The sequence below is a fragment of the Mycolicibacterium vulneris genome (genome assembly GCF_002104765.1).
GTDB lineage: Bacteria > Actinomycetota > Actinomycetes > Mycobacteriales > Mycobacteriaceae > Mycobacterium > Mycobacterium vulneris.
In genome coordinates this window covers 1-25,168 of the sequence record NZ_NCXM01000016.1, presented here as the reverse complement: position 1 = coordinate 25,168, position 25,168 = coordinate 1, and the positions used below count along the sequence as shown (strand labels likewise).

Annotated in this window: 23 protein-coding genes and 1 pseudogene; 13 read left to right on the top strand and 11 right to left on the bottom strand. The window is 66.3% G+C overall.

The features are described from left to right. Positions 1–49: 49 nt before the first annotated feature. Genes B8W69_RS16475 through B8W69_RS16465 form a run of 3 tightly spaced genes read left to right on the top strand, consistent with a single transcriptional unit; the run spans position 50 to position 3,534 of the window. The gene (locus B8W69_RS16475) at positions 50–1,426 is read left to right on the top strand and encodes an LLM class flavin-dependent oxidoreductase (protein WP_085290889.1); all 1,377 of its coding nucleotides are present in this window, start codon (positions 50–52) and stop codon (positions 1,424–1,426) included. Next, positions 1,419–2,603, top strand: a complete 1,185-nt coding sequence (locus tag B8W69_RS16470; protein ID WP_085290888.1) for a CaiB/BaiF CoA transferase family protein — start codon at positions 1,419–1,421, stop codon at positions 2,601–2,603. The genes B8W69_RS16475 and B8W69_RS16470 overlap by 8 nt, the downstream gene beginning before the upstream one ends. 16 nt (positions 2,604–2,619) lie before the next feature. Then, positions 2,620–3,534, top strand: a complete 915-nt coding sequence (locus B8W69_RS16465) for an HpcH/HpaI aldolase/citrate lyase family protein (RefSeq protein ID WP_085290887.1) — start codon at positions 2,620–2,622, stop codon at positions 3,532–3,534. Positions 3,535–3,623: 89 nt separating this feature from the next. Here B8W69_RS16465 and B8W69_RS16460 read toward each other — a convergent pair whose 3' ends face one another. The 4 genes from B8W69_RS16460 to prpD are packed head-to-tail and all read right to left on the bottom strand — an operon-like array spanning position 3,624 to position 10,559. Beyond that, a complete protein-coding gene (locus B8W69_RS16460) occupies positions 3,624–7,007 on the bottom strand; it encodes a pyruvate carboxylase (protein ID WP_085290886.1) in 3,384 nt (1,127 codons plus the stop codon). 5 nt (positions 7,008–7,012) lie between these two features. Continuing rightward, entirely contained in the window at positions 7,013–8,140 is a 1,128-nt protein-coding gene (locus B8W69_RS16455; protein ID WP_085290885.1) for a bifunctional 2-methylcitrate synthase/citrate synthase, read from the bottom strand. After that, positions 8,137–9,054, bottom strand: coding sequence for a methylisocitrate lyase (prpB, locus tag B8W69_RS16450; RefSeq protein ID WP_085290884.1), 918 nt, complete (start codon positions 9,052–9,054; stop codon positions 8,137–8,139). The genes B8W69_RS16455 and prpB overlap by 4 nt, the downstream gene beginning before the upstream one ends. Beyond that, positions 9,054–10,559 carry a 2-methylcitrate dehydratase PrpD gene (prpD, locus tag B8W69_RS16445; RefSeq protein WP_085290883.1) on the bottom strand — a complete coding sequence of 502 codons (1,506 nt, stop codon included), beginning with the start codon at positions 10,557–10,559 and terminating at the stop codon, positions 9,054–9,056. The genes prpB and prpD overlap by 1 nt, the downstream gene beginning before the upstream one ends. Before the next feature lie 118 nt (positions 10,560–10,677). Between prpD and B8W69_RS16440 the strand changes: the two genes are divergently transcribed. Then, positions 10,678–12,102, top strand: coding sequence for a short-chain fatty acyl-CoA regulator family protein (locus tag B8W69_RS16440; protein ID WP_085290882.1), 1,425 nt, complete (start codon positions 10,678–10,680; stop codon positions 12,100–12,102). Positions 12,103–12,300: 198 nt separating this feature from the next. After that, positions 12,301–13,290, top strand: coding sequence for a D-2-hydroxyacid dehydrogenase family protein (locus B8W69_RS16435; RefSeq protein ID WP_085290881.1), 990 nt, complete (start codon positions 12,301–12,303; stop codon positions 13,288–13,290). A 7-nt stretch (positions 13,291–13,297) separates the two neighbouring features. On the opposite strand, the gene B8W69_RS16430 is transcribed toward B8W69_RS16435, so the two are convergent. Genes B8W69_RS16430 through B8W69_RS16415 form a run of 4 tightly spaced genes read right to left on the bottom strand, consistent with a single transcriptional unit; the run spans position 13,298 to position 15,969 of the window. Beyond that, on the bottom strand, positions 13,298–13,906 hold the full coding sequence (locus B8W69_RS16430) for a TetR/AcrR family transcriptional regulator (RefSeq protein WP_085290880.1): 609 nt from the start codon (positions 13,904–13,906) through the stop codon (positions 13,298–13,300). Further along, a complete protein-coding gene (locus B8W69_RS16425; RefSeq protein WP_085290879.1) occupies positions 13,903–14,676 on the bottom strand; it encodes an SDR family NAD(P)-dependent oxidoreductase in 774 nt (257 codons plus the stop codon). The genes B8W69_RS16430 and B8W69_RS16425 overlap by 4 nt, the downstream gene beginning before the upstream one ends. Then, positions 14,673–14,873, bottom strand: coding sequence for a lactoylglutathione lyase (locus tag B8W69_RS16420; protein ID WP_085290878.1), 201 nt, complete (start codon positions 14,871–14,873; stop codon positions 14,673–14,675). Before B8W69_RS16420 ends, B8W69_RS16425 begins: the two co-directional genes overlap by 4 nt. A gap of 10 nt (positions 14,874–14,883) precedes the next feature. Then, a complete protein-coding gene (locus tag B8W69_RS16415; RefSeq protein ID WP_085290877.1) occupies positions 14,884–15,969 on the bottom strand; it encodes an NAD(P)H-dependent amine dehydrogenase family protein in 1,086 nt (361 codons plus the stop codon). A 112-nt stretch (positions 15,970–16,081) separates the two neighbouring features. Between B8W69_RS16415 and B8W69_RS16410 the strand changes: the two genes are divergently transcribed. Then, a complete protein-coding gene (locus tag B8W69_RS16410) occupies positions 16,082–16,939 on the top strand; it encodes an SDR family oxidoreductase (RefSeq protein WP_085290876.1) in 858 nt (285 codons plus the stop codon). A gap of 44 nt (positions 16,940–16,983) precedes the next feature. After that, complete coding sequence (locus tag B8W69_RS16405; protein WP_085290875.1) at positions 16,984–17,367, top strand: DUF1330 domain-containing protein; 384 nt, start codon at positions 16,984–16,986, stop codon at positions 17,365–17,367. 34 nt (positions 17,368–17,401) lie between these two features. On the opposite strand, the gene B8W69_RS16400 is transcribed toward B8W69_RS16405, so the two are convergent. Both B8W69_RS16400 and B8W69_RS16395 read right to left on the bottom strand, forming a co-directional pair. Next, positions 17,402–17,884 carry an adenosine-specific kinase gene (locus B8W69_RS16400; RefSeq protein ID WP_110881969.1) on the bottom strand — a complete coding sequence of 161 codons (483 nt, stop codon included), beginning with the start codon at positions 17,882–17,884 and terminating at the stop codon, positions 17,402–17,404. Between the two features lie 74 nt (positions 17,885–17,958). Continuing rightward, positions 17,959–18,764: pseudogene (locus B8W69_RS16395) on the bottom strand (1-acyl-sn-glycerol-3-phosphate acyltransferase). A gap of 301 nt (positions 18,765–19,065) precedes the next feature. Between B8W69_RS16395 and B8W69_RS16390 the strand changes: the two are divergent. Genes B8W69_RS16390 through B8W69_RS16370 form a run of 5 tightly spaced genes read left to right on the top strand, consistent with a single transcriptional unit; the run spans position 19,066 to position 24,236 of the window. Beyond that, the gene (locus B8W69_RS16390) at positions 19,066–20,142 is read left to right on the top strand and encodes an SDR family oxidoreductase (protein WP_085290873.1); all 1,077 of its coding nucleotides are present in this window, start codon (positions 19,066–19,068) and stop codon (positions 20,140–20,142) included. Between the two features lie 44 nt (positions 20,143–20,186). Continuing rightward, positions 20,187–21,542 (top strand): WS/DGAT/MGAT family O-acyltransferase, encoded by a 1,356-nt coding sequence (locus tag B8W69_RS16385; RefSeq protein ID WP_085290872.1) that lies wholly within the window; start codon positions 20,187–20,189, stop codon positions 21,540–21,542. Positions 21,543–21,548: 6 nt separating this feature from the next. Then, positions 21,549–22,034 (top strand): NUDIX hydrolase, encoded by a 486-nt coding sequence (locus tag B8W69_RS16380; RefSeq protein ID WP_085290871.1) that lies wholly within the window; start codon positions 21,549–21,551, stop codon positions 22,032–22,034. 1 nt (position 22,035) lies between these two features. Next, complete coding sequence (locus B8W69_RS16375; protein WP_085290870.1) at positions 22,036–22,941, top strand: haloalkane dehalogenase; 906 nt, start codon at positions 22,036–22,038, stop codon at positions 22,939–22,941. Between the two features lie 35 nt (positions 22,942–22,976). Beyond that, a complete protein-coding gene (locus tag B8W69_RS16370) occupies positions 22,977–24,236 on the top strand; it encodes a cytochrome P450 (RefSeq protein ID WP_085290869.1) in 1,260 nt (419 codons plus the stop codon). Here B8W69_RS16370 and B8W69_RS16365 read toward each other — a convergent pair. Further along, positions 24,233–24,601, bottom strand: a complete 369-nt coding sequence (locus B8W69_RS16365; protein WP_085290868.1) for a hypothetical protein — start codon at positions 24,599–24,601, stop codon at positions 24,233–24,235. The genes B8W69_RS16370 and B8W69_RS16365 overlap by 4 nt on opposite strands. 81 nt (positions 24,602–24,682) lie before the next feature. Here B8W69_RS16365 and B8W69_RS16360 point away from each other — a divergent pair, with 81 nt between their 5' ends. Further along, positions 24,683–24,970 carry a CDGP domain-containing protein gene (locus tag B8W69_RS16360; RefSeq protein ID WP_085290867.1) on the top strand — a complete coding sequence of 96 codons (288 nt, stop codon included), beginning with the start codon at positions 24,683–24,685 and terminating at the stop codon, positions 24,968–24,970. Positions 24,971–25,168: the final 198 nt, after the last annotated feature.

Genomic DNA, 25,168 nt, shown 5'->3' with positions numbered 1-25,168 from the left:
ACAGACCTAGCGTTTGATATCTGAAATATCAGATGTTACGTTTCAAAACATGCGTACCGACAAGATGGCGCTTGTCGCCTTCATGCAGGCCGGCAGCACTTCCGTCTACGCGGGATCGTGGCGGCACCCCGCAACCGAGCACCGATACCTGGATGCGTCCTATTACGCCAAGATCGGTCGTCAGCTCGAGGAGGGCTGCTTCGACCTGATGTTCTTCGACGATCGCCTGGCAATGCCGGGGGTCTACGGCGGCTCGGTGGACGAAGCGGTGCACTATGGCGCGCGGCCGATCAAGCTGGACCTCAGCGTCATCCTCGGGGTGCTCGCGCAGGCCACGTCGAAGATCGGGCTGGGCGCCACCTACTCGACGACCTACTACCAGCCGTTCCACGTCGCGCGGACTTTCGCCTCGCTGGATCACCTTTCGGGTGGCCGTGCCGCCTGGAACGTGGTCACGTCGGTCAACGACAGCGAAGCGCAGAACTTCGGCGTCGACGCCCACCTCGGCCACGACGAACGTTACGACCGCGCCGACGAATTCATGGATGTGGTGACCGGCCTATGGGACACCTGGGAGGACGACGCCGTCCTGCACGACCGGCTGTCCGGGCAGTACGCGGACCCCACCAAGGTGCACGAGTTGGGGCACGTCGGCCAGTTCTTCTCCGCGCGCGGCCCGTTGACGGTGCCGCGCACCCCGCAGGGCCGCCCGGTCATCATCCAGGCCGGCTCGTCGGGCCGAGGCCGCGAATTCGCTTCGCGGTGGGCCGAATTGATCTTCACCGGCGACCCGGGCATCGACGTCGCGCGCAGCCACTACGCGGATCAGAAGGACCGGATCGCCGACGCAGGCCGCGATCCCGCCGCGGTCCGCATCTGCCCCATGGCATACGCTGTCGTCGGCGAATCGGAAGCCCACGCCAAGGATCGCGAAGCCATTTTCCTCGATGATCTGGTTCATCCCATGGCATCCCTGACGCTTTTGTCGGAGTTGATGAATTACGACTTCGCGCAACATGATCTCGACGACCCGGTGACCGACGAACTGCTCGCCTCTGTCTCCGGCATCCGGGGGCTGGTGCAGAACCTGCGAACACATATTTCTTCTGGCGGCGGAGGCCGCCCTGTCACGTTGCGCGACCTCGCCAACCATCGCGCCACCCTGCTGCAGGGACCGCGTTTCGTCGGCACCGGCCGGCAGGTCGCCGACCAGATGGCGGACTGGTTCGAAACCCGCGCCTGCGACGGATTCGTGTTGGCCGCAACGCATCTGCCCGGTGCCTTCGAAGACGTCGTGCGCATGGTCGTTCCGGAGCTGCAACGCAGGGGGCTGTTCCGCACCGAGTACGAGTCGTCCACGCTGCGCGGACACCTTGGGCTGCAGCGTCCTTCGAACGCACGGGTGGCCGCCAGTGCCAATGCTTGACGGACTGCGGGTACTCGACCTCGCCACCCTGGCCGCCGCGCCGCTGGTGGCGACCTACCTGGGCGAGTTCGGCGCCGATGTGATCAAGGTCGAGGATCCCCGCAATGGCGACCCGATCCGGGGCTGGGGTAACCAGCGCGACGGGGTGGGACTGATGTGGAAGTCGTTGTCGCGCAACAAGCGATCGATCACCCTGGACCTGCGCTGCGCCGAAGGCCAAGCGCTGGTGCGCCGCCTGGTGGAGCATGCCGACGTCGTCATCGTCAACACCCGTCCGCAGACCTTGCGCAAGTGGGGCCTGGACTACGAGAGCCTGCGCGCGGTCAACGACCGGATCGTGATGCTGCACATCACGGGTTACGGGTTGACCGGCCCCAAGAGTGAGCGCCCGGGGTTCGGCACGCTGGGGGAGGCGATGAGCGGGTTCGCACACATCACCGGCCAGGCCGGCGGTCCGCCCACGCTGCCGCCGTTCATGCTGGCCGACGGTGTGGCTTCGCTGAACGCCGCCTACGCGGTGATGATGGCGCTGTATCACCGCGACGTGCACGGCGGGCCGGGTCAGCTGATTGACGTGAACCTGATCGACCCGCTGGCCCGCCTGCTCGAACAGACGTTGTTGGGTTACGACCAGTTGGGCCTGGTGCCCGAACGGTCCGGCAATCGGTGGGACATTTCGGCGCCCCGCAACACCTATCAGACGGCCGACGGGCGGTGGCTGGCCATGTCCGGGAGCTCACCGGCGCTGGCGCTCCGGGTGTTCCGGGCGATCGGGCGAGACGACCTGGTGACAGACCCCGACTTCTCCGATCCTCAGCGCCGGCTTGCCAGGGCGCGTGAGGTCGACGCTGTGGTAGCCGATTGGGTTGCCACAAAGACGCTTTCGGAGGCGATGGAGGTCTTTGACGCCCACGAGGTGGCCGCGGCCCCGGTCTACGACGTCGGCGATCTGGTCGCCGACGAGCAGCTGGCGCATCGTGATGTGTTCATCTCGGTCGACGATGCACAGCTCGGGGCTATGACGGTGCAGGCTCCCGTTCCCCGTTTCTCATCGGCGTCCGGCACTGTCGGCCACCTCGGACCGTGCCTCGGCGAACACAACGCCGAGGTCTACGGCGAGCTACTCGGCTTGACCGCCAACGACATTGACGGTCTGCGCGCCCGCGGCGTGTTGTGACAGAGGGAATTGACTAGTGACCGATCTGCTCCGTCGTTCCGAACTCGCGGTCCCCGCGTGCAACGACAACATGTTCGAGAAGGGCGCCCGGTGCGGTGCCGATCTGGTGTTCCTCGACCTCGAGGACGCGACCCCCGCCGGCGTCAAAGTCGAATCGCGCGCCAAGGTCATCGCCGCCCTCAACGACATCGACTGGGGCCGTACGGCCCGCGCCATCCGCATCAACGGCCTGGACACCCAGTGGTGCCATGACGACGTCGTCGATGTGGTGACCAAGGCCGGTCAGAACCTCGACACGATCATCATCCCGAAGGCCCGCCGGGCCCGCGACGTCTGGTGGGTGGACGTGCTGCTCACCCAACTGGAAGCGAAACTCGGCCTGGCCAAGGCCATTCGGCTCGAGGTGCTCATCGAAGAGGTGGAAGGCCTGGCCAACGCCGAAGAGATCGCGGCGGCCAGTCCTCGCCTGGATGCCCTGATCTTCGGTGTCGGCGATTTCTCGCTGTCGCAGGGCGCGCGGGTGGACACCAACTTCGTCCCGCTCAGCGAATACCCTGGCGAATTCTGGGCTTACGCGCGCAACAAGGTGATCGTTGCCGCGCGCATCGCCGGCATCGACGCGATCGACGCACCCTATCCCGACTATCGGGACCTGTCGGGGTACGAGCGCGATGCCAGGCGCGCGTCGCTGCTCGGCTACACCGGCAAGTGGGCCATCCATCCCGACCAGGTGCCCGTGGCCAACGAGGTCTACGCCCCGACCGCCGACGAAATCGCCCGGGCCGAAGCCAACGTCGCCGCCTACCGGGAAGCCGAGGCCAAGGGCCGCGGCGCGGTCGGGGTGAAGGGCGTCCTGGTCGACGCGGCCCACGTGAAGCAGGCCGAGCAGACACTGGCGCGTGCCGCCCTGGTCAAGAGCAGCCTCGCCTGACGGCGGCGACCCGCTTCGCCCGGCTGCGCCGCGCTCGCGATCGCCCACGGCCGCGCTCGCGATCGCCACGGCCGCGCTCACGATCGCCGCTAGTCGATCACCACCAGGAGGTCGCCGCCCTCCACTTGTGCGGTCTGCGACACCGCGATTCGTTCGACCTTGCCGGCCTTGGGGGTGGTGACGGCGGCCTCCATCTTCATCGCTTCGATCGTCGCGATGGTCTGGCCGGCTTCGACTTCCTCGCCGACCTCGGTGGTCACTGTCACAACGCCGGCAAAGGGCGCGGCGATGTGGTCCGGGTTGGCGCGGTCGGCCTTCTCGGCGGCGGGCGCATCCGCGGCGATGCTGCGATCGCGAACCACGACCGGGCGCAGCTGCCCGTTGAGGATGCACATGACCGTGCGCATGCCGCGTTCGTCGGCTTCGGAGACGGCTTCCAGGCCGATGAGCAGCTCCACACCCCGCTCGAGTTGGACGCGGTGTTCGTCCCCTTGGCGCAATCCGTAGAAGAACTGATTGGCGCTGAGTCCGGAAGTGTCGCCGTATTCCTCGCGGTGGTCTTCGAGATCTTTTGCCGGCCCGGGGAACAGCAACCGATTCAGCGCCCCCTGCCGGTCGGCACCGGGCGTGGCCAACGCCTTCTCGTCGTCGGCCGACAGCTGCTGCTCCGGCTTCGCCGGACCGCGTCCCTCTAATGCCTTGGTGCGCAACGGCTCCGGCCAGCCGCCTGGCGGGTCACCGAGTTCGCCGCGCAGAAAGCCGATGACTGAATCCGGGATGTCGTAGCGCGCGGGATCATCGGCGAATTCCTGCGCGCTGACGCCCGCTCCCACCAGCGCCAGCGCCAGGTCGCCGACCACCTTGCTGGACGGGGTGACCTTGACGAGGTGCCCCAGGATGGCATCGGCTCCGGCGTAGGCGTTTTCGATGTCCTCGAACCGGTCACCGAGTCCCAGCGCGATAGCCTGCTGGCGCAGGTTCGACAATTGGCCACCGGGGATCTCGTGGTGGTAGACGCGCCCCGTCGGCGCCGGCAACCCGGATTCGAACGGCGCGTAGACCTTTCGCAGCGCCTCCCAGTACGGCTCCAGGTCGCAGACCGCCGGCAGCGACAACCCGGTGTCATACGCCGTGTTGGCCGCGGCTGCCACGATCGACGAGAGCGCGGGCTGGCTGGTGGTTCCCGCGAGGGGGGCGGCGGCACCGTCGACGGCGTCCGCGCCGGCGTGCCAGGCCGCCACATAGGTCGCGAGTTGCCCGCCCGGGGTGTCGTGGGTGTGCACGTGCACCGGTAAATCGAAGCGGGACTTGAGCGCCGAGACGAGCGTCGCGGCCGCGGGGGCGCGCAGCAGGCCGGCCATGTCCTTGATGGCCAGCACGTGCGCGCCCGCGTCGACGATCTGTTCGGCCAGCTTCAGGTAATAGTCGAGCGTGTACAGCTTTTCGGCCGGATCGCTGAGATCACCGGTGTAGGACATCGCCACCTCGGCGATCGCCGCCCCGGTTTCCCGCACGGCGTCGATGGCCGGTCGCATCGAGTCGACGTTGTTCAGCGCATCGAAGATCCGGAAGATGTCGATGCCGGTCGCCGTCGCCTCCTCGACGAACGCCGAAGTGACCGTCTCCGGATAGGGCGTGTACCCGACGGTGTTGCGCCCGCGCAGCAACATCTGCAGGCAGACGTTGGGCAGCGCCTCGCGCAGCGTGGCCAGCCGCTCCCACGGGTCTTCCTTCAAAAAGCGCAGCGCCACATCGTAAGTCGCCCCGCCCCAGCATTCGATGGACAGCAGCTGCGGCGTGGTCCGGGCGATATAGGGCGCCACCTTGATCAGGCCGCTGGTGCGGACCCGCGTGGCCAGCAGGGACTGGTGCGCGTCGCGGAACGTGGTGTCGGTGACGCCGACGCCGGGCGACTCGCGCAGCCAGGTCGCGAACCGCTCCGGCCCGAGTTCGGTCAACCGCTGCTTGGATCCCGCAGGCGGGTCAGCCGACAGGTCGATGTCGGGCAGCTTGTCGTGCGGGTACACCGCCGACGGACGCTCACCGTGAGGCTTGTTAACGGTGACGTCGGCCAGGTAGTTGAGAATCTTGGTGCCGCGGTCGGCGGAGCTGCGGGCGGTGAGCAGCTGCGGGCGCTCCTCGATGAACGACGTCGTGATGCGTCCGGCCTGAAAGTCGGGGTCATCCAGAACGGCTTGCAGGAATGGGATATTCGTTGACACGCCGCGGATCCGGAACTCGGCGACCGCCCGCCGCGCCCGGCGCACCGCCGTGGCGAAGTCTCGGCCCCGGCAGGTCAGCTTGATCAGCATCGAGTCGAAGTGCGCGCTGATGTCCGCGCCCAGCGTGGTGCCGCCGTCCAACCGGATGCCCGCGCCGCCCGGGGTGCGGTAGGCGGTGATCCGGCCGGTGTCCGGGCGGAAGCCGTTCGCCGGGTCCTCGGTGGTGATCCGGCACTGCAGCGCCGCGCCGTGCGGGACAACCGAATCCTGGCTTAATCCAATGTCTTCCAGGCTCTGCCCGCCGGCGATCCGCAGCTGCGCCGACACCAGGTCGACATCGGTGATCTCCTCGGTGACCGTGTGCTCGACCTGGATGCGCGGATTCATCTCGATGAACACGTGATTGCCGCGTTCGTCGAGCAAGAACTCGACCGTCCCGGCGCACGTATAGCCGATGCTGCGCGCGAACGCCACCGCGTCTGCGCAGATCTGTTGGCGCAGTTCCGGGTCCAGGTTGGGCGCCGGCGCGATCTCGACGACCTTCTGGTGGCGGCGCTGAACGCTACAGTCGCGCTCGTAGAGGTGCATGACGTTGCCCTGGGTGTCGGCCAGGATCTGCACCTCGATGTGCCGCGGATTGATCACCGCCTGCTCGAGAAACACCGAGGCGTCCCCGAACGCGGACTCGGCCTCACGGCTGGCGGCCTCGATCGCCTCGGGCAGCGACGCAGCGTCGGTCACCCGGCGCATCCCGCGTCCGCCGCCGCCGGCGACCGCCTTGACGAACAGCGGGAACTCCATCGACTCGGCGGCCGCCAGCAGTTCGTCCACAGACGTCGAGGGTGCCGAGGAGGCCAGCACCGGAAGACCAGCTTCCCGCGCAGCCGCGATGGCCCGCGACTTGTTGCCGGTGAGTTCGAGCACCTCCGAGCTCGGGCCGACGAAGGTGATGCCCGCCGCGGCGCACGCCGCCGCCAGGTCAGGATTCTCCGACAGGAAGCCATAGCCGGGGTAAATCGCATCCGCTCCGCATGCCTGGGCCGTCGCGACGATGTCGTCGACCGACAGGTACGCGCGGACCGGGTGGCCCTCCTCGCCGATCTGGTAGGATTCGTCAGCCTTCAGCCGATGCACGGAATTGCGGTCCTCGTAGGGATAGATCGCGACCGTGCCGATTTCCAGCTCATAGGCTGCGCGGAACGCGCGGATCGCTATCTCGCCGCGATTGGCGACCAATACCTTCGCAAACACGGTATTTACGATAGAGCGCGCTGCGGAGGTCCGACATACTCGCTCAGCGGACGGATCAACGCGTTGGACGCGGTCTGCTCGATGATGTGTGCCGTCCACCCGGTGATGCGGCTCATCACGAAGATCGGCGTGAAGGTGCCGATGTCGAAGCCCATCAGGTGATAGGCCGGTCCGGTCGGGAAGTCCAGGTTGGGTTTGATGCCGTTGGCCTGGGCCATGCCCTTCTCCAGGACTTCGTAGATATCGAGCCACTCTTGGCCGTCGCGCGCCGCGGCGACGCGCCTGAGGGCCTCCTTCATGGTCGGCACCCGCGAGTCACCGTTCTTGTAGACCCGGTGGCCGAAGCCCATGATCTTGTCCTTGCGATCCAGCTTGCCCCGCAGCCATTCCGCGGCCCTGTCAGCGGTGCCGATGTCGAGCATGTCGTGCATGACGGCCTCATTGGCGCCGCCGTGCAGCGGGCCCTTGAGTGCGCCGATGGCGGCCGTGACCGCGCTGTAGATGTCGGACTGGGTGGAGGTGACCACCCGCGCGGCGAAGGTCGAGGCGTTGAAGCTGTGCTCGGCGTAGAGGACCATCGACTGCTCGAAGGCGTCCACCACCACCTGCTCGGGCACGTCACCGAAGCACATATGCAGAAAATTCTGCGCGTAGTTCATGTGGCTGCGCGGGGCGATCGGGTCCAGGCCACGCCGACGACGCATGTCCGCGGCGACGATGGTGGGCAGTACCGCGAACATCCGCAACGCCTTGGCGTAATTGGCCGCCGGGCTGCTGTCGTCCTCTTCGGGGTCCTCGGCGCCCATCGAGCTGATGAAGGTCCGGACCACGTCCATCGGGTGGCAGGTCTCGGGCAGCTTGGTCAACAACGACAGCTGGGATCGGTTCAGCCGGCGGGCAGCTCGTTCCCGCTGGGTGAACAGCCCGAGCTGTTGCTCGTCGGGGAGTTCGCCATGCCAGAGCAGGTAGGCGACCTGCTCGAAGCTGCAATGCGCCGCCAGGTCCTGGACCGCGTACCCGCGGTAGGTCAGGGAGTTGGTCTCCGGGACGACCTTGGAGATGGCGGTGGTGTCGACGACGACACCGGCCAGGCCCTTGTAGATGCGGGGTTGGTTGTCTTCGATGGCGCTCATTGCGCATCTCCTCCGAGGGCGAAGTTGTAGATGTCGGAATCGAATTGGTTGTAGTCGGCGTAGCGCAGCAGCTCGTAGAGCCGGCTGCGGTGTTGCATGCGGTCCAACAGGCCGGATTGAGTTCCCTCGTCCGCGATTTCGCGAAGGCCGGCCTCGACGGCGTACATGGCCAGCCGCAACGTGGTCACCGGGTAGATCACCACGTTGTAGCCGATGTCCGAGAGCTGCTGGACGGTCAGGAGCTCCGACTTGCCGAACTCGGTCATGTTGGCCAGCAACGGCGTGTCCACGGCGGCCCGGAACCGCTCGAATTCGCGTGGTGTGTACAGGGCTTCGGTGAAGATCAGGTCGGCGCCTGCGTCGGCGTAGGCCTTCGCGCGGTCGATCGCGGCGGGCACGCCCTCGATGCCGGCGGCGTCGGTGCGCGCGCAGATGATGAAGTTGGGGTCCCTGCGGGCGGCCACGGCGGCCCGCAGTCGTTTGATCATCTCGGCGGCCGACACCACCGCCTTGCCGTCGAGATGCCCGCACCGCTTCGGGTTTTCCTGATCTTCGAAATGGCAGCCGGCCAGCCCGGCGTCTTCCAGTACGGTCACGGTGCGCGCGGCGCTCATCGGCTCGCCGAAGCCGGTGTCGGCGTCGACCAGGGTGGGCAGGTCGGTGACCGCCGCGATCTGCGCCCCGCGGCCGGCAACTTCGGTCAGGGTGGTCAGGCCGATGTCGGGCAGGCCGAGGTCGGCCGACAGGACGGCCCCGGACACATACACCCCGTCGAACCCGAGCTCGGCGATCAGCTTGGCGACCAGGGGCGAGAAGGCGCCCGGGAACCGTTGCAACCGGCCGCTTTCCAGCGCCGCATGGAATCGCACCCGCTTGGTCGACGCCGACAGGGTGCCTTCGATCAGCCCGCTCATCAGAAGATGCCAGAGGGAATCGTGGGCGCCCTGTCGAGCACCAGCGGACCGACCGTGATGTTCAACGCGCCCAGCGCGCCAGGTTGCAGGTCCGAAAGGGCCTCAACCGCGGAGAGGAAGCGCCGCTGCTCGGTGTCGCTGACGATGCCCTCGGCCAGTTCGTGAAACTTTCCGATGTACTGCTCGCGCGCAAACGGCCTGGCCCCCAAGGGGTGTGCGTCGGCGACCGCGATCTCGTCGACGATGACCTCACCGTTTTTGAGGGTGACCTCGGCGCGGGCTCCGAACGCCTTCTCGCCCGGATCCGGGGAGTGGTAGCGCCGGGTCCATTCGGGATCTTCGACCGTCGACACCTTGCGCCAGAGCTCGATGGTGTCGGGCCGGTGCGCCCGCTCCGGGGCGTAAGACCTTTCGTGATGCCACGTTCCGTCCTGCAAGGCGACCGCGAAGATGTACATCACCGAGTGATCCAGCGTCTCGCGGGAGGCATCCGGGTCGAACTTCTGCGGATCGCCCGCTCCGGTGCCGATCACGTAGTGGGTGTGATGGCTGGTGTGCAGCACGATCGTCGCGATCTGGTCGAGATCGCCGACGGCATCCCGCATTCGGCGGGCCAGGTCGATCAGCGCCTGGCTCTGGTACTCGGCCGAGTGCTCCTTGGTGTAACTGTCCAGGATGGCGCGCTTGGGCTCGCCGGGCTCGGGCAGCGGAACCCGGTAGGTGTGCTCCGGACCCGAGAGCAGCCAGGCGATCACCCCGTCCTCGCCCTCCCAGATCGGGGCGGGTGCGCCCTCGCCGCGCATGGCGCGGTCGACGGCCTCGATGGCGACCTTGCCCGCCCAGGCGGGCGCGTACGCCTTCCAGCTGGAGATCAGGCCCTTGCGCGATTGCCGGGTGGACGTCGTCAGGTGCAGCGCCTGCCCGATCGCCTGATAGATGGTGTCCTTGTCGAGCCGCAGCATGGTGCCCAGTCCGGCTGCCACCGACGGACCGAGGTGCGCGACGTGGTCAATCTTGTGCTTGTGCAGGCAGATTCCCTTGGCCAGATCGATCTGGACCTCGTAACCCGTTGCGATGCCGCGGATCAGGTCGGCTCCGCTGATCCCGAGGTGCTGGGCCACTGCCACCAGGGCCGGGATGTTGTCACCCGGGTGGGAGTACTCGGCCGCCAGGAACGTGTCGTGAAAGTCCAGTTCGCGCACCGCGACGCCGTTGGCCCAGGCCGCCCATTCCGGGGAGTAGTCCCCCTGGATGCCGAAGACCTTGGCGCCCTTGAACGAGTTGGGGTGCGCCTGGGCCTGGGCCCTGGCGGCGGCTACCGGGCGGCGGGTCACCGAGGCGGCCGACACCGCGGCGTTGTCGATGATCCGGCTGATCACCATCGCCTCGGTGTCGGCGGGCACGGCGACCGGGTCGGCCGCGACCTCGGCGATCTTCCAGGCCAGGTGCTCATTCCGTGGGAAGTCGTCGGCGCTGCGTCGGGATCGAACGTCGTGAAGGCGCATAAGCCGCACAGTACGCAACGCCGTGTGGGAGGTAAATGCCCTGTAAAAGCGTAATCGTGTGTCCTTACCAACGGCATTTTGCGAACTTTGTGAAAAGGCCGGGCGTACCGTGTGATGGGTGGCGAAAACGTTCGCCGGAGCGCGGCTACGGCGATTGCGCGAGGAGCAGGGGCTGACCCAAGTGGCGCTGGCGCGCGTCCTGGGACTGTCGACCAGCTACGTCAACCAGCTGGAAAACGATCAGCGCCCGATCACGGTGCCGGTGCTGCTCACCCTCACCGAGCGGTTCGACTTGCCGACCCACTACTTCGCACCGGAATCCGACGCCCGCTTGGTGTCGGACCTGCGCGAAGTTTTGGCCGACACGCATGCCACGGCCGCGCAAGTCGAGGAGCTGGTCGCCCGGATGCCGGCGATCGGGCAGACACTGGTCAATCTGCACCGCCGGCTGCACGACGCCACCGCCGACCTCGAAGCGCTGCACAGTCGCGCCAACTCGGAAACCTCGGACACGTCGGGAATGTCCCAGCAGCCAATGCCTTTCGAAGAGGTCCGCGACTTCTTCTACGACCGCAAGAACTACATCGGCGAACTGGACGTCGCGGCCGAAGACCTGTTCAACGAGAACCGTTTGCGCATAGGCGGTCTCGACGGCCAGCTGGCGCAGTTGCTTGCCGACCAACTCGACGTCACGGTGGTGATCGACGACGGCCAGGTGCTAGATCCCAACTCCAAACGGCTGTTTGCGCCCGAATCAAGAACCCTGTATCTGGCCCGGTGGCTGCACCCCGGCCAGCGTGCCTTTCAGCTCGCCACCCAGATTGCCTTACTGACCCAGGACAGGTTGATCACCGGGATCATCGCCGGCGACGATCAGCTGAGCGACGATGCGCGCGGCGTCGCCCGCATCGGCCTGGCCAACTATTTCGCCGGCGCCTTGCTGTTGCCCTACCTGAGATTCCTGGATGCCGCCGAGGGCGTCCGCTACGACATCGACCAGTTGGCAAGGCGTTTCGAGGTGGGGTTTGAAACCATCTGCCACCGGCTGTCCACCCTGCAACGCCCGAACGCCCGCGGCATCCCGTTCATTTTCGTCCGCACCGACAGCGCGGGGAACATCTCTAAACGCCAGTCCGCCACGGCGTTTCACTTTTCCCGCGTCGGCGGAAACTGCCCGCTGTGGGTGGTGCATCACGCGTTTTCGCGGCCCGGCCAGTTCCTGACGCAGGTCGCGCAGATGCCCGACGAACGCAGCTACTTCTGGATCGCCCGGACCACCACGACCGAGCCGAGCCGCTACCTCGGGCCGGACAAGAGCTTCGCCATCGGGCTCGGCTGCGACGTCGCCCACGCCGGAAAACTCATCTACTCCGTCGGCATCGATCCGACCAACACCGAATCGATCGTGCCGATCGGTGCCGGCTGCAAGATCTGCGACCGGCCCGCCTGCCCACAACGCGCCTTCCCGTATCTCGGCCGCCCGGTATACGTCGACCCACACAGCAGCACGGATCTGCCGTATCCACCCGCGATTACGACCTGAACGGGGCATTCCGACGAGCAACAGCGAGCCCCGATAAAGCCATCGTGAGCCACGCGACGATTGGCAGCGCGGCTGCCCTCCGGAAATCATGCGGTGGCGGATCGAAGGCCATTAGCGCGCCGCGCGATGCCGTCACGGTCTTGACGCCACCGACGACATGATGGTCCAGTGAGCCATGCACTGGACCAAAGAGACGTCATGCCCAAGGTAGCGATTCTCGACGACTACGCCGGCGTGGCCTTGCAGGTGGCCGACTGGTCTCCGGTGCAAAAGCGGGCCGAGGTCACCGTCTTCGATCGGCACCTTGGCGAGGACGAGGCGGCCGACGCGTTGCGGCCGTTTGATGTAGTGTGCACCCTGCGCGAGCGGATGGCGTTTCCGCGCACCCTGATCGAGCGGCTGCCGCAACTGAAGCTGATCACGATCGTCGGCAGGAGCCTGCCGAACCTCGACATGGCCGCGGCCACCGAACACGGGATTTTGGTGGCGCATTCGGATTTCGCCCATCCCCGATTCAGGTCCACGCGCGACGCCACGCCCGAACTCGCCTGGGGGCTGATGATCGCGACGGTGCGCAATCTCGCCGACGAGCATCGCAACATGCGGGACGGCGGGTGGCAGAGCAGCGCGGGTATGACCCTGTCCGGCAAGACCCTCGGGCTGCTCGGCCTGGGCAGAGTCGGCCGGCGCATGGCTGAATACGCCGCGGCGTTCGGCATGGAAGTCATTGCGTGGAGCCAGAATCTCACCGAGCAGGCCGCCGCGAGTGCGGGCGCCCGCCGGGTCGAGAAGGTCACACTGTTCGAATCATCGGATGTGGTCTCCATTCATCTGGTGCTCTCGGAACGCACCCGGGGGCTGGTCGGCGCGGCCGAGCTGGCACTGATGAAGCCACACGCCTACCTGATCAACACCTCTAGGGGCCCGATCGTCGACGAGGCAGCCCTGCTGGCGGCGCTGGAAAGCCGGCGCATCGCGGGGGCCGGGCTGGACGTCTATGACACCGAGCCGCTGCCAAAAGACCATCGGCTGCGGCTGCTTCCGAACGTGACCCTGTCTCCCCACCTGGGGTACGTCACGCGCGAAATGCTGGGTGCCTTCTACTCCGACACGGTGGAATCGGTGGTGGCCTTCCTGGACGGGCAGCCCATCAGGATCGCTAATCCCGAAGTTACGCAACGAATCTGAAACCGGCTCACTTCCGTTTCCAGTGCGGGCTCTTAACCGCGTCCAGCGCATCGGTGACGTATCGATCCAGTGGCCGCGGCTTTCCGGATTGCCGCACCCATTGCTGGAAGGCGAAATCGGCTGCCGCGAACGCGAGTTGGACCAGCAGGCCCGGCCGGAGGTCGGCATCCGGATCGACGCCCATCCGTTCGGCGATGAGCTTGGTCGCGCGCTCCTTGTCGGCTGGCCGGTGCACCGTGACCTTGTCGAGCAGGTCGGGAACCACCAGCAGGGCTTCGCGCCACTCTTCGGTGTCGGACTGTTCGAATGAGCGAGTCCGCGTGATGATGGCGTTGATCAGCGCGACATCGGGCGACTCGTCGGCGGGCCGCCCCTCGAGGAGATTGACGATCGCGGCGCCGCCGTAGCGCACGGGTGCGAGCAGGAGCTCTTCCTTCGCCGGCACGTGCCGGAAGAACGTGCGCGGGGAAACGCCTGCGGCCATGGCGATTTCCTCGGTGGTCACCGCGTCGTACCCGCGCTCGACGAACAGGCGGAACGCCGCGCGCCGGATATCGGCCCGGACCTGTGCGCGCTGCCGGTCGCGGAGCGACACTGGTCTGGTGGGAAAGGTCATCGGAAGCAGCCGATCCCGCCGTCGACGTGAATGGTCTGGCCGGTGATGAAGGTGGCGTCAGTGCCGAGCAGGAACGCCACCAGCGCGCCCACGTCGGTGCGGACGTCGCCGATGCGCTTCATCGGAACCCGGCCCACGGCCTTGTCGTACTCCTTGGGCGCGAACGACTTCCAGAACTTGACGCCGTCGGATTCGGCGAAGGGGCAGATGACGTTGACGCGGATGTTGTCGCGGCCCCATTCCAGCGCGGCCACCTTGGACAGGCCGCGGATGCCTTCCTTGGCGGCGGCATAGCCGCCCCACTTGGGCTCGCCGCCGGTGCCCGTCCCCGAACCGAGGTTCACGATCGAACCACCGCCGGCCTCGACCATCAACGGGTGCACGGCCTGCATCAGCAGGAACGTCGCGCGCGGGCCCACGTCATAGCCGAGGGCCAGGTCTTCGGTGGTGATGTCGATGAACGCCTTGGGCTCGTTGGTGGCGATGGCGTTGTTGACCAGGCCGTGCACGGTGCCGAAGGCGTCGACCGCCGCGGCCGCGATCCGCTGCGCGCTGTCCGGGTCACGCAGATCGGCGACGAGTTGTTCCACCCGCCCGATCGCCTCGAGCTCGGTGGCCGTGCGGCCGAGGGTCTCTTCCTGGATGTCGACCAGCAGCACCTCGGCGCCGCGTTCGAGCAACGCGGTGGCGACGCCCTTACCGACGCCCTGGGCGGCGCCGGTGACGATCGCGACGTGCCCGCGCATCGAATCGGGGTGGCTATAACTCATCTGGCGGTTCCCATCTGCAACCGCACACCGCGGCGCATCTCGTACGTGCCGCGCGCCCCGTGGGGTCGTTCGATGAACTGGACCGGCATCCCGTCCGGGTTATTCACGAAAGACATTCGGACGCCGCCGATCTCGAACGGATCCTGGTCAGCGGTACAACGGGCGTCGGTGACGCGGCGGTGGGTGCCGTCGAGCACGCTCTTCTCGTCATGGCTTGCCCGCGGCGAGCTTCTCGGCCGGACGCCCGGCGAACAACGGCAAGTCGAGGTAGGTCTTGATGCCCGGCCCGGCGGCGCAGACGTCGGGAATGGCGTTGATGCAGTGGTTGGCGGTGACGACGACGCCCGGGTTCTTCACCAGGCCTTCCGCGATCGTCTCCGGTTGCAGACCCTTGAAGGTGAGGCTCACATCGGGATCGCCGGTGATCTCCACCTCGAAGCGTTCGCCGCGGTCGCCGAAATTCCAGGCAGGCTCCAGATTCTCCTCACCCATCAGCCAGTTGACGGCCGCGGTGATGACCGGCTCGCCGTCAACCAGCGCCTGCCAGCGGAACCGGCGCGCGGCCACGGTGCCGGTCGTGATCGGGAAGGGGTCGTAGTCGATATCGGCGGTCGCAACGGCAACGTCCTGGATGGTCCTGATGTTGGGATCGATGCGAAATCCCATGTGATCGGCGATCATCCGGACCGACTGCTTGAAGCCCGCGTCGAGCAGTCCGGCCATCGGCCCTTGCGTGGCTTCCTCGGGGGTGCCGCCGAAACCCATGATGTGGCGCACGACGTCGGGTGCGTTGTAGGTGCGGATGTCGGAGAACTCCTCGGCACGCACATGCGTGATCGCCGACGACAGCGAGGACACCATCAACGGGAAGCGCTCGGTGATGCCGCCGGGATGGATTCCCGAACCATGCAGCGTCACACCGCCTTCCGTCGCCGCGTCGGCGACGGCTTGGTGGCGCTTATTGCCCGGGTCGGGATACACCCAGCCGACCGGGGTCACCACGTTCTTCCCGGACCGCAGGATCGCGATCACCTCGTCGTCATTGGGTATCAGCGGGCTGTACATCACGCAGTCGGCGTCCAGCGCCAGTATCTCGTCGATGCTGGTGGTGGCTTTGACACCGAGGTCCTGCGTCCCGATGATCTTGCCGACGTCGACGCCGTTCTTGTCCGCGCTGTGCACCCAGCACCCCACCAGCTCCAGCAGTGGGTGATTGATGACGCATGCGATCGCCGCTTTCCCCACGCCCCCGGTGGCCCATTGGACGACACGAAGCTTGGACGGGCTACTCATATTTGACCTCCCGGACGGTGTGCGGCCTTTACACATCGGCGAATGAAATGGCAGGCTATGACTTGCTGGCAGTGACTGTCAATAATCGACCGTTCGGTGAGAGGGTCCGTTGATGAGCGTCCTCGACGGCAAGATCGCGATCGTCACCGGCACGAGCCGCGGCGTGGGGGTGGGCATCGCCCACGAACTGCTGCGCGCCGGCGCGACCGTGATCGGCTGCTCGCGCTCACCGCTCGACAGCATCCCCGGCATCGAACCGGACTGGGCGGACCGCGCTTCCCAACAAGTGTGCGATCAGGGTGACTACCGCTCGATCGACGCGTTCGTCGCGGACGTCGTGGCCACCCACGGACGGGTCGACATCCTGGTCAACAATGCCGGCGGAACCGTCCCGGCGCCGCATGCCGAGAGTATTCCCGAACTGGTGCAACGCATTCAGGGCGCGCCCGCCGATGATGACGACTACGCACGCACCGCCCTGTTCCACGCCTTCGCCGTGCAGATGAATCTCATCAGCCCGCTGTGGTTCGCGATCCGCGCCTATCGGCAGATGCAGACCCAGGACGGCGTCGGCTGCATCATCAACATCTCCAGCGGCGCCGGACATCCGGCGGGCTCGCCAACCCTGGTCTCCTACGGGGCGGCCAAGAGCGGCCTCAACCACCTCACCCGGTCGCTGGCCGAAGAGTGGGGACCCGAGGTGCGGGTCAACTGCATAGCGCTGGGGCCCACGATGACCGAGAACTTCCGGTCCTTCGTGCTGCCCAAGGACGACCCCGATGGCGCAAAGTATTTCGCCGCCGTGCCCATGCGCCGTGCGGGTGAGCCCGCCGAAGTCGGGCGCGTCTGCGTTTTCCTGGCCGGCGGACAGGTCGACTTCGTCAACGGCACCACCATCGAATGCGACGGCGGGATGCTGCCCGGCGTGCTCTACGACGCGGGCTTGAAGACCATCACCGATCTGCTGTAGCTGCCCGGTCCGCTTCTAGAACAAAACAACGCAAGGAGATTCACATGGGCGGCTTGGAACCGACGCCCGACCAGTTCGCCGCGCTCGCGGCGCGACCGGCTGACGCGCCGGTGGTGATGGTCAACCTCTTGAAGTTCAAACCCGAGGGCGGCGTGGAGAGCTATCTGCAGTACGGCCGGGAAGTGGCCCCACACCTTCAACGCGTCGGCGCGACCCTGCGCTACGCGGGAACAGCGCCGGCCTTTGTTATCGGTGATAGCGAAAAGCCTTGGTGGGACGCCATCCTCATTGTCGAGTATCCGACCCCGCAGGCGTTCATCGACATGGTGACGACTGCTGACTACGCCAAGGTGCACCAACACCGCGCCGCGGGATTGGAGCGCGGTGATCTGATTGCCACGTCGGTATGGTCGATGGCATCCGAGTGAGTCGACCCTGATCCAGACCGGGCACTCCTGACCCTCAGAGCTTGTAACCGATGGCGCGCAGTAGATCGTGGCGCTCGGCGGCATCACGATCGCCTTCCACAGCGACGGGAGGCTGCCCATCGATGACGCCGATGATGCCGCGACCGTGCGGAGACACAGCGACAATGACCTCAACCGGATTCGCTGTGGCGCAGTAGATCCCGCACACTTCAGGCACCGCTTTCACCGGATTGAGGACATTGACCGGAAAGCCGTCACGCAAGAAGATCACGAAGCTGTGTCCGGCCGCGATGGCCAGCGCGGCGCGTGTCGCCGATTCCACTAGATCGGTGTCGTTGCCGCTGCGGCGAACCAACCGTGGTCCGGACGCCTCGCAAAAGGCCACTCCGAACCGCAGCGACGGGCTCACTCCGACCAGCGCCTCGTGCAGGTCTTCGACGGTTTTGATGAAATGCGCCTGCCCGATGACCACGTTGACATCCTCTGGCTTGTCAACGGCCACCACATCCCATGTCAACGGTGCTGTCGTCACGAATTCATGCTGCCACCCCTGACGCCGGGTCGAAAGACTTTTTCGACGGAAGCGACCCCTCAGCCCAATAGGGGTAACCGGCGCTCGTGGCCCAGCCGGTCCAGAGCGGTTTGCATCTCCGAGCGCACGTAGGCGTCGACCTCGTGGACGTCGGGCGTCCATGCCGAACTGCGCGGCGACGTCGATCGGCTGCAGAATTTGATAGACGACCTTGGCGGGCAGCGGAAGGTTGGCGGGAAGAACACCGTCAAACCGAAGGGGATGCCGATGGTAACGGGCAGAATCTCGATTCGGAACCGCTTGAGCCCTAACCGTTTTGCCAGCGAATGACCCCGAGTGACGAACGTTGCGTTTCTTGTCCGCCGATCGAGACGGCGGGGACGATTGGCGCACCGGCTTGCATTGCGGGGCCGACGTATCCGGTACGGCCACCGAAATCGATAACGGTCTGCCTCATCGTCGGCCGGAACGCGTCGTAGTCACCGCCGGGAAACGCCAGCACGACCGCACCTGAACATAACGCTGCGGCAGCGTTCTCCCGGGTGGCATGAATGACGCCGAGCCGGCCCAGCGACGCACGGAACGGCGTAAAGAACACCCCATAGTGGGCCACGGTGAACAACGGGCGGTCATAGCCGAACCTGTCGTACATCGCGGGGGCGAGCACGTTCCAATCGGGCGTCAGCACACCGCCCGAGTGATTGGACACCAGCAAGACGACGCCTTTCGGCGGGAAGGCGTCCAGGCCCCTTACCTCCGGCCGGAACCATCTCCTGATGACGGGCGTGACCAGGTTGATCATCAGCTCGGTGAAGACTGGATCCCATTTGGCCCGCTCGGGCTGGTCGGCTTCGTTGCCGTGCATCACTTCCCTGCGCTGTCTTCTGGGGCATCTGCTCAGCAGTATCTGCGCTTGCGCGTCACCGGGGTGCAGTCCTCCCAACCTGAGGACCAATGGCCGCCGTGGAGGGCCAAAAGACCCGACCTAACGCGGCCTGAAGTCGATAGCGTTTTCTGTGCGACGGGACCCTTTTCGGTAGGGGAGACAGCGATGCACGCCCTGCCCGCTCTTCGAGGAAAGACGCTCCGTACGCATGCGCTGCGTGGTGGCAGATTTTTTGGCCGCAACCACTTTGACAACAAACCGCCCGGCAAGGAGTGCAGTCATGACCGTTTTGATGACGGGCTTTCCCGGCTTTCTCGGTAGCGCGTTGCTGCCAGGCATCCTCAAGCGCACTGGCGAAACGGCAATCTGTTTGGTGCAGCCGAAATACGGCGCGTTGGCACAGCGCCGCGTGGAGGAACTGAGCTATGCGGAGCCGTTCCTCGAGGGGCGCATCCAGCCAGTCGAAGGCGACATCACCCAGCCCGGTCTTGGCCTCGCTGCGGATATCCTCACCTCCGTCACCGAGGCGTGGCACCTGGCCGCCGCGTATGACTTGGCGGTGCCCCGCGACGTGGCGCTTCGCGTCAACGTCGACGGCACCCGAAACGTCCTGGACGCGCTCCAGCGCTGTCCCTCCCTGACGCGCTTGCACTACTTCAGCACCTGCTATGTCAGCGGCCGCTATGCCGGCCCATTCGGCGAGGACGACCTCGAAGTCGGTGCGCGGTTCAACAACTTTTACGAAGAGACCAAGAACCTCGCCGAGGCGGACGTGCGTCGGCGCATGTCCACGGGCATGCCTGTAACGATCTATCGCCCCTCGATTGTCGTCGGCGACAGTCGCACGGGGCAGACACAAAAATTCGACGGTCCCTACTTCGTCATGCAGTGGCTGCTGCGACAGCCTCGGCACGCGATCCTCCCGGTGGTGGGTGATCCCACGGCGACGCGGGTCAACGTGGTCCCGCGCGACTTCATCGTTGACGCCGTCGGATATCTGAGTGGACTCTCCGTTTCCGAAGGGCGTACCTACCAGCTGGCGGATTCGCGTCCGCTCACGGTCGATGAGATGGCGGATACGCTGGCCCAGGCGACAAATCGCGAGCTCCTCAAAGTTAAGCTGCCCGTGAAATTGACGAAAGCATCACTGGCACACGTCCCGGGGCTCCACCGGTTGATGCGGATTCCCCCCGAAGCGGTCGATTACTTCGCGCAACCCACCTTCTACTTGACCGATCATTGCCGAGCCGATCTCGCCGGCAGCGGTATCGAGCCGCCCGCGTTCCGGAGCTATGTCGATCGGCTCGTGGATTACATGCGCAGCCATCCCGACATCGGCTCGGCGGCGATGTTCTAGAGAGAGAGCCTTCGCCGCGATGTCAGGAGGGGTCTAATAGTTGGATGGAACTGATAAAGCCCACCGACGCGATCTTTCTCCTGGGAGAATCTCGCGAACATCCCATGCACGTCGGAGGCTTGCAGTTGTTCGAGCCGCCATCGGGCACAGGCCGCGGCTTCGTTCGTGACCTCTACAAGAGCCTGGCCGCCCAGCCGGATTTCCAGCCCACGTTTCGCAAGCACCCCGCGAGCTTCGTCGGCGGAATCGCAAATCTGGGCTGGACTTACGACGACGACGTCGACATCGACTATCACCTTCGGCGTTCGGCACTGCCGTCGCCCAAACGGGTCCGCGAATTGCTCGAGCTCACTTCGCGATGGCACAGCACCCTGCTGGATCGCCACCGCCCCTTGTGGGAGACGCACGTCGTCGAAGGCCTGAAAGACGGCCGGTTCGCGATCTACACCAAGGTGCACCACGCGCTGATCGACGGTGTCTCCGCGCAGAAGCTGATGCAGCGCGCGCTGTCCACCGACCCCGACGACGTCGAGATCCGTGCCCCATGGAGCCTGCGCAAACCCCAGCGCAGATCCGGCCCGTCCTCTCCCTTGAGCTCGTTGGTCCGCGCGGCGGGATCCCTTGCCGCACTTGCTCCCTCGACAATCGGGCTGGCGCGTTCGGCGCTGTTCGAGCAGCAACTGACCCTGCCCTTCGGGGCGCCGAAGACCATGCTGAACGTCAAGATCGGCGGCGCCCGCCGCTGCGCGGCGCAGTCCTGGTCACTGGACCGCATAAAAAGCGTGAAGCAGGCCGCGGGGGTCACGGTGAACGACGTCGTCCTGGCGATGTGTTCGGGCGCCCTGCGCTATTACTTGCTCGAGCAGGACGCGCTGCCGGACACGCCATTGATCGCGATGGTCCCGGTGAGCCTGCGCACCGAGGAAGAGGCCGACGCCGGTGGCAACCTGGTCGGGGCCATCCTGTGCAATCTCGCCACTGACGCCGAAGATCCCGCGCAGCGTCTGCTGACCATCAGCGACTCGATGCGCAGCAACAAGAAGGTTTTCTCGCAGTTGCCGCGGTTTCAGGCGCTGGCACTGTCGGGCGTCAACACGTCGGCATTGGCGTTGGCGGCGGTCCCGGGCTGGGTCGCGTCGACGTCGCCCCCGTTCAACATCATCATTTCGAACGTGCCGGGACCGACGCAGCCGATCTACTACGGGGGCGCCCGGCTCGACGGCAACTACCCGCTGTCCATCGCACTGGACGGCCAGGCGCTGAACATCACCCTGGCCAACAACGCCGGCAATCTGGACTTCGGTCTGGTGGGGTGCCGGCGCAGCGTGCCGCATCTGCAGCGCCTGCTCGCGCACCTGGAGTCCTCGCTCAAGGATCTGGAACACGCTGTGGGAGAATAGGACTCGATGGCCAAACTCAGCGCGGGCGTGATGTTGTACCGGACCTGCGACGGCGTCGTCGAGGTATTGATCGCGCACCCCGGTGGACCGTTCTGGGCGCGCAAAGACGACGGCGCATGGTCGATCCCGAAAGGCGAGTACACCGACGGGGAGGATCCCTGGGCTGCCGCGCGGCGTGAGTTCGCCGAGGAGCTGGGGCTGGCGGTGCCGGCCGGCCCGCGAATAGACCTGGGTCAGCTGAAGCAATCCGGCGGCAAGGTGGTGACCGCCTTCGCCGTGCACGGCGACCTCGATATCACCGACGCGCGCAGCAACACTTTCGAATTGGAGTGGCCGAAAGGGTCGGGCAAGCTGCGGGAGTTTCCCGAGGTCGACCGGGTGGGCTGGTTCGCGGTCGCGACCGCGCGCATCAAATTGCTGAAGGGCCAGCTCGGCTTTCTCGATCGCCTGATCGCGGATCCGGGCCTGGCCGGACTATCCGAAGGGGCGTGACATGCAGACGCTGCGAACACCCGACGACCGATTCGACCGTCTTCCCGACTTTCCTTACGCCCCAAGGTATGGCGAAGTGCCCGACGATGAAGGCGGCACACTGCGCGTCGCCTGGGTCGAGGACGGGCCGGAAGGCGCCGATCCGATTCTCATGCTGCACGGTGAACCGTCGTGGTCGTATCTGTACCGCAAGATGATTCCGATTTTGGCCGCCGCCGGTCATCGAGTGATCTGCCCCGACCTGGTCGGGTTCGGGCGTTCGGACAAACCCACCCGCCGCGAAGACCACAGCTACGCGCGCCACGTCGAGTGGATGCGCGCGGTGGCCTTCGATGTGCTCGACCTCCGCAACGTCACCCTGGTCGGCCAGGACTGGGGCGGGCTGATCGGATTGCGGCTTGCCGCAGAGCATCCCGAGCGGTTCGCGCGGGTGGTCGTCGCCAACACCGGGCTGCCGAACGGCGAGCAGCCGATGGCCGACGTCTGGTGGCGCTTCCGCGAAGCCATCACGTCGGCCCCGACCCTGAACATCGGCGCGTTCGTGCAGGGTGGTTGTCGCCACCAGATGAGCGAGCAGGAGCGCGCGGGCTACGACGCGCCGTTCCCCACCGACGAATACTGCGCCGGGCCGCGCGCCATGCCCGGCCTGGTGCCCACCTCGCCGGACGATCCCGCGGCGGCGGCCAACAAGACCGCCTGGACCAGGCTGTCGGTGAGCCCGACACCCATGCTGGTCGCCTTCAGCGACAGCGACCCGATCACCGGGCCGATGGCCGCGATCTTCCGGCGTGAGATGCGCGGCGCACAGGGGATCGACCACCCGGTCGTCCGCGGTGCCGGCCATTTCTTGCAGGAGGACGCCGGAGCGGAACTGGCCGGCCACATCGTGCAGTTCCTGCGCCGCTGAATCGGACGCCGCCGGACGGCGGGCACAATGTCAGCATGACGACAGCGCCGACCGAGTCCACAAAGCCCGACGAATTGTTGGTGCGGCTGTTGGACCCGGCGGTCCGTGCCGACCCCTACCCTATGTTGGCGCAATTTCGCGAACGCGGATCGTTCGCTTTGCCGGAGGGCAACCTCGCGGTGTTCTCGACCTACCGCGACTGCGACGAAGTGCTGCGCCACCCGTCGTCGAGCAACGACCGGCTCAAGTCGACGGCCGCCCGCGCGCAGATCGAGGCGCAGTCCCGGCAGCTCATCGAGGCCGGTGCCGAAGCGCCGCCGCAAACCCCGCCGGGATTCCTGTTCCAGGACCCGCCGGACCACACCCGGCTGCGCAAACTGGTCAGCAAGGCGTTCGCGCCGAAGGTGGTGAACGCGCTGCAACCCGACATCACCGAGCTGATCGACGGGTTGCTCGACCGGATCGCCGAACGGGGACGGTTCGAAGTCGTCGGGGACCTAGCCTATCCACTGCCGGTGGCGGTGATCTGCCGCCTGCTCGGCGTACCGATCGAGGACGAGCCGCAATTCAGCCGGGTGTCCGCGCTGCTGGCGCAATCCCTGGACCCTTTCGTCGCCTTCACCGGAACGCCGTCGGACAACCTGAAAGAGCGGATGGACGCCGGAATGTGGTTGCGCGCCTACCTGCATGGCCTGATCGACCGGCGACGCTCGCGGCCCGGTGACGATCTGATGTCCGGGCTGATCGCCGTGGAAGAATCGGGCGACCAGCTGACCGCGGAGGAGATCGTCTCCACCTGCGTCCTGTTGTTGGTCGCCGGTCACGAGACCACGGTGAACCTGATCGGGAACGCGGTCCTGGCGATGCTGCGCCAACCGTCGCAATGGACCGCGCTCGGCGCCGACGCCAACCGTGCCCCGGCGGTCATCGAGGAGACGTTGCGCTACGACCCGCCGGTGCAGATGATCGCCCGAACTGCGGGCGACGACATGGCAATTGGGGGCATCGACGTACCCGCGGGCGACATCATGATGCTGCTGACCGCCGCCGCCCAGCGCGATCCCGCCGAATACGACCGCCCCGATGTCTTCGACCCGGACCGGAAAGTGTTGCGGCACTTAGGATTCGGTCGCGGTGCGCATTACTGCCTGGGCGCCCCGCTGGCCCGGCTGGAGGCCGGTGTGGCCCTGTCGGCGGTGACGGCCCGTTTCCCGAACGCCCGGCTGGACAGCGAGCCCCAGTACAAGACCAACGTCACACTGCGCGGGCTGTCGCAGCTCATGGTCGCGGTCTAGTCCCGCTCCCAGGGTGGCTTCTCGCCCATCTTTTTGTAGTACTTCGCCAGGTGGCTCTTGATCCGATCGACATCGGATGCGGGCACGTCGATACCGCCGCGCGCGCCGTCCATGATCGCGCCGGCCGCCATCACTCCGCGTGGCACGGCTTTGAGGTCGCCGTCGATGACGTCGGCGATCAGCAGCTTGTAGGCCGTGAAGTTGTCCTTCTTTTCGCCGTCGTACCAGACGTGCGCGTCGCGGTATTTCTGGTTCGGCCCGTCCTGCGCATCGGCCCACTGCCGCACCCGCTTTTCGGCCGCGTCGCCGTCCCACTTGCGGTCACGGTCGGCCAACGGCAGATCTTGAAAGGCTGTAACTGACATGCTGGCGGCGTGCCCGCTGTAGCCGGGACTAAACGGCCAGAATCGCTTAATCAAGCGGTAGCGTCGTGACGGGAGGCAACCATGAAGCGCGGCATCGTTGGTGGATCGGCGGCCCTGCTGACGGCCGCAGGGCTGATCGCCGCAGCGCCGCCGGCCGGCGCCGGTTGTCAGTACGGGGGACCCGTTCTCAGCAAGTGCGACGGACCCGTCCAGCCCGACGGCACCTGGCAACGCTGCGTCGCAGTCACCCGCCTGGTTCCCAATGGCGCCAGTTCCTACCTCGTGCCCGACAACCACTGCGGTCTGATGGGTCCCGGCCAGCAGCCATCGGATTTCACCTTCGGCGACCCACCGACGCACATCGACTGAGCCGGGAACCGGCCGTTGGTCTTCGTGACATGGATCGCGCGCGGCCGCGCACCTCTTGGCAGTTGTATGGCGGTCACTCCCCGGCGGTTTGGGCGGCCGTGATTTGTCGTACCCGGCTGCGATGATGTCGTTATGTCCTCGACTGCGTCGTCTCCGGTGGCGGTGAGCCCTGCCGAGCGAGTCGAGGAACTGTTCGAC

Excerpts from the sequence above, each read along its gene's own strand:
- B8W69_RS16475 (WP_085290889.1), top strand. The coding sequence starts at position 50 with ATGCGTACCGACAAGATGGCGCTTGTCGCCTTCATGCAGGCCGGCAGC.
- B8W69_RS16470 (WP_085290888.1), top strand. The coding sequence starts at position 1,419 with ATGCTTGACGGACTGCGGGTACTCGACCTCGCCACCCTGGCCGCCGCG.
- B8W69_RS16455 (WP_085290885.1), bottom strand. The coding sequence starts at position 8,140 with ATGAGCGCCATCGAAGACAACCAACCCCGCATCTACAAGGGCCTGGCC.
- prpB (WP_085290884.1), bottom strand. The coding sequence starts at position 9,054 with ATGAGCGGGCTGATCGAAGGCACCCTGTCGGCGTCGACCAAGCGGGTG.
- prpD (WP_085290883.1), bottom strand. The coding sequence starts at position 10,559 with ATGCGCCTTCACGACGTTCGATCCCGACGCAGCGCCGACGACTTCCCA.
- B8W69_RS16435 (WP_085290881.1), top strand. The coding sequence starts at position 12,301 with ATGCCCAAGGTAGCGATTCTCGACGACTACGCCGGCGTGGCCTTGCAG.
- B8W69_RS16430 (WP_085290880.1), bottom strand. The coding sequence starts at position 13,906 with ATGACCTTTCCCACCAGACCAGTGTCGCTCCGCGACCGGCAGCGCGCA.
- B8W69_RS16425 (WP_085290879.1), bottom strand. The coding sequence starts at position 14,676 with ATGAGTTATAGCCACCCCGATTCGATGCGCGGGCACGTCGCGATCGTC.
- B8W69_RS16415 (WP_085290877.1), bottom strand. The coding sequence starts at position 15,969 with ATGAGTAGCCCGTCCAAGCTTCGTGTCGTCCAATGGGCCACCGGGGGC.
- B8W69_RS16410 (WP_085290876.1), top strand. The coding sequence starts at position 16,082 with ATGAGCGTCCTCGACGGCAAGATCGCGATCGTCACCGGCACGAGCCGC.
- B8W69_RS16405 (WP_085290875.1), top strand. The coding sequence starts at position 16,984 with ATGGGCGGCTTGGAACCGACGCCCGACCAGTTCGCCGCGCTCGCGGCG.
- B8W69_RS16390 (WP_085290873.1), top strand. The coding sequence starts at position 19,066 with ATGACCGTTTTGATGACGGGCTTTCCCGGCTTTCTCGGTAGCGCGTTG.
- B8W69_RS16385 (WP_085290872.1), top strand. The coding sequence starts at position 20,187 with ATGGAACTGATAAAGCCCACCGACGCGATCTTTCTCCTGGGAGAATCT.
- B8W69_RS16380 (WP_085290871.1), top strand. The coding sequence starts at position 21,549 with ATGGCCAAACTCAGCGCGGGCGTGATGTTGTACCGGACCTGCGACGGC.
- B8W69_RS16375 (WP_085290870.1), top strand. The coding sequence starts at position 22,036 with ATGCAGACGCTGCGAACACCCGACGACCGATTCGACCGTCTTCCCGAC.
- B8W69_RS16370 (WP_085290869.1), top strand. The coding sequence starts at position 22,977 with ATGACGACAGCGCCGACCGAGTCCACAAAGCCCGACGAATTGTTGGTG.
- B8W69_RS16365 (WP_085290868.1), bottom strand. The coding sequence starts at position 24,601 with ATGTCAGTTACAGCCTTTCAAGATCTGCCGTTGGCCGACCGTGACCGC.
- B8W69_RS16360 (WP_085290867.1), top strand. The coding sequence starts at position 24,683 with ATGAAGCGCGGCATCGTTGGTGGATCGGCGGCCCTGCTGACGGCCGCA.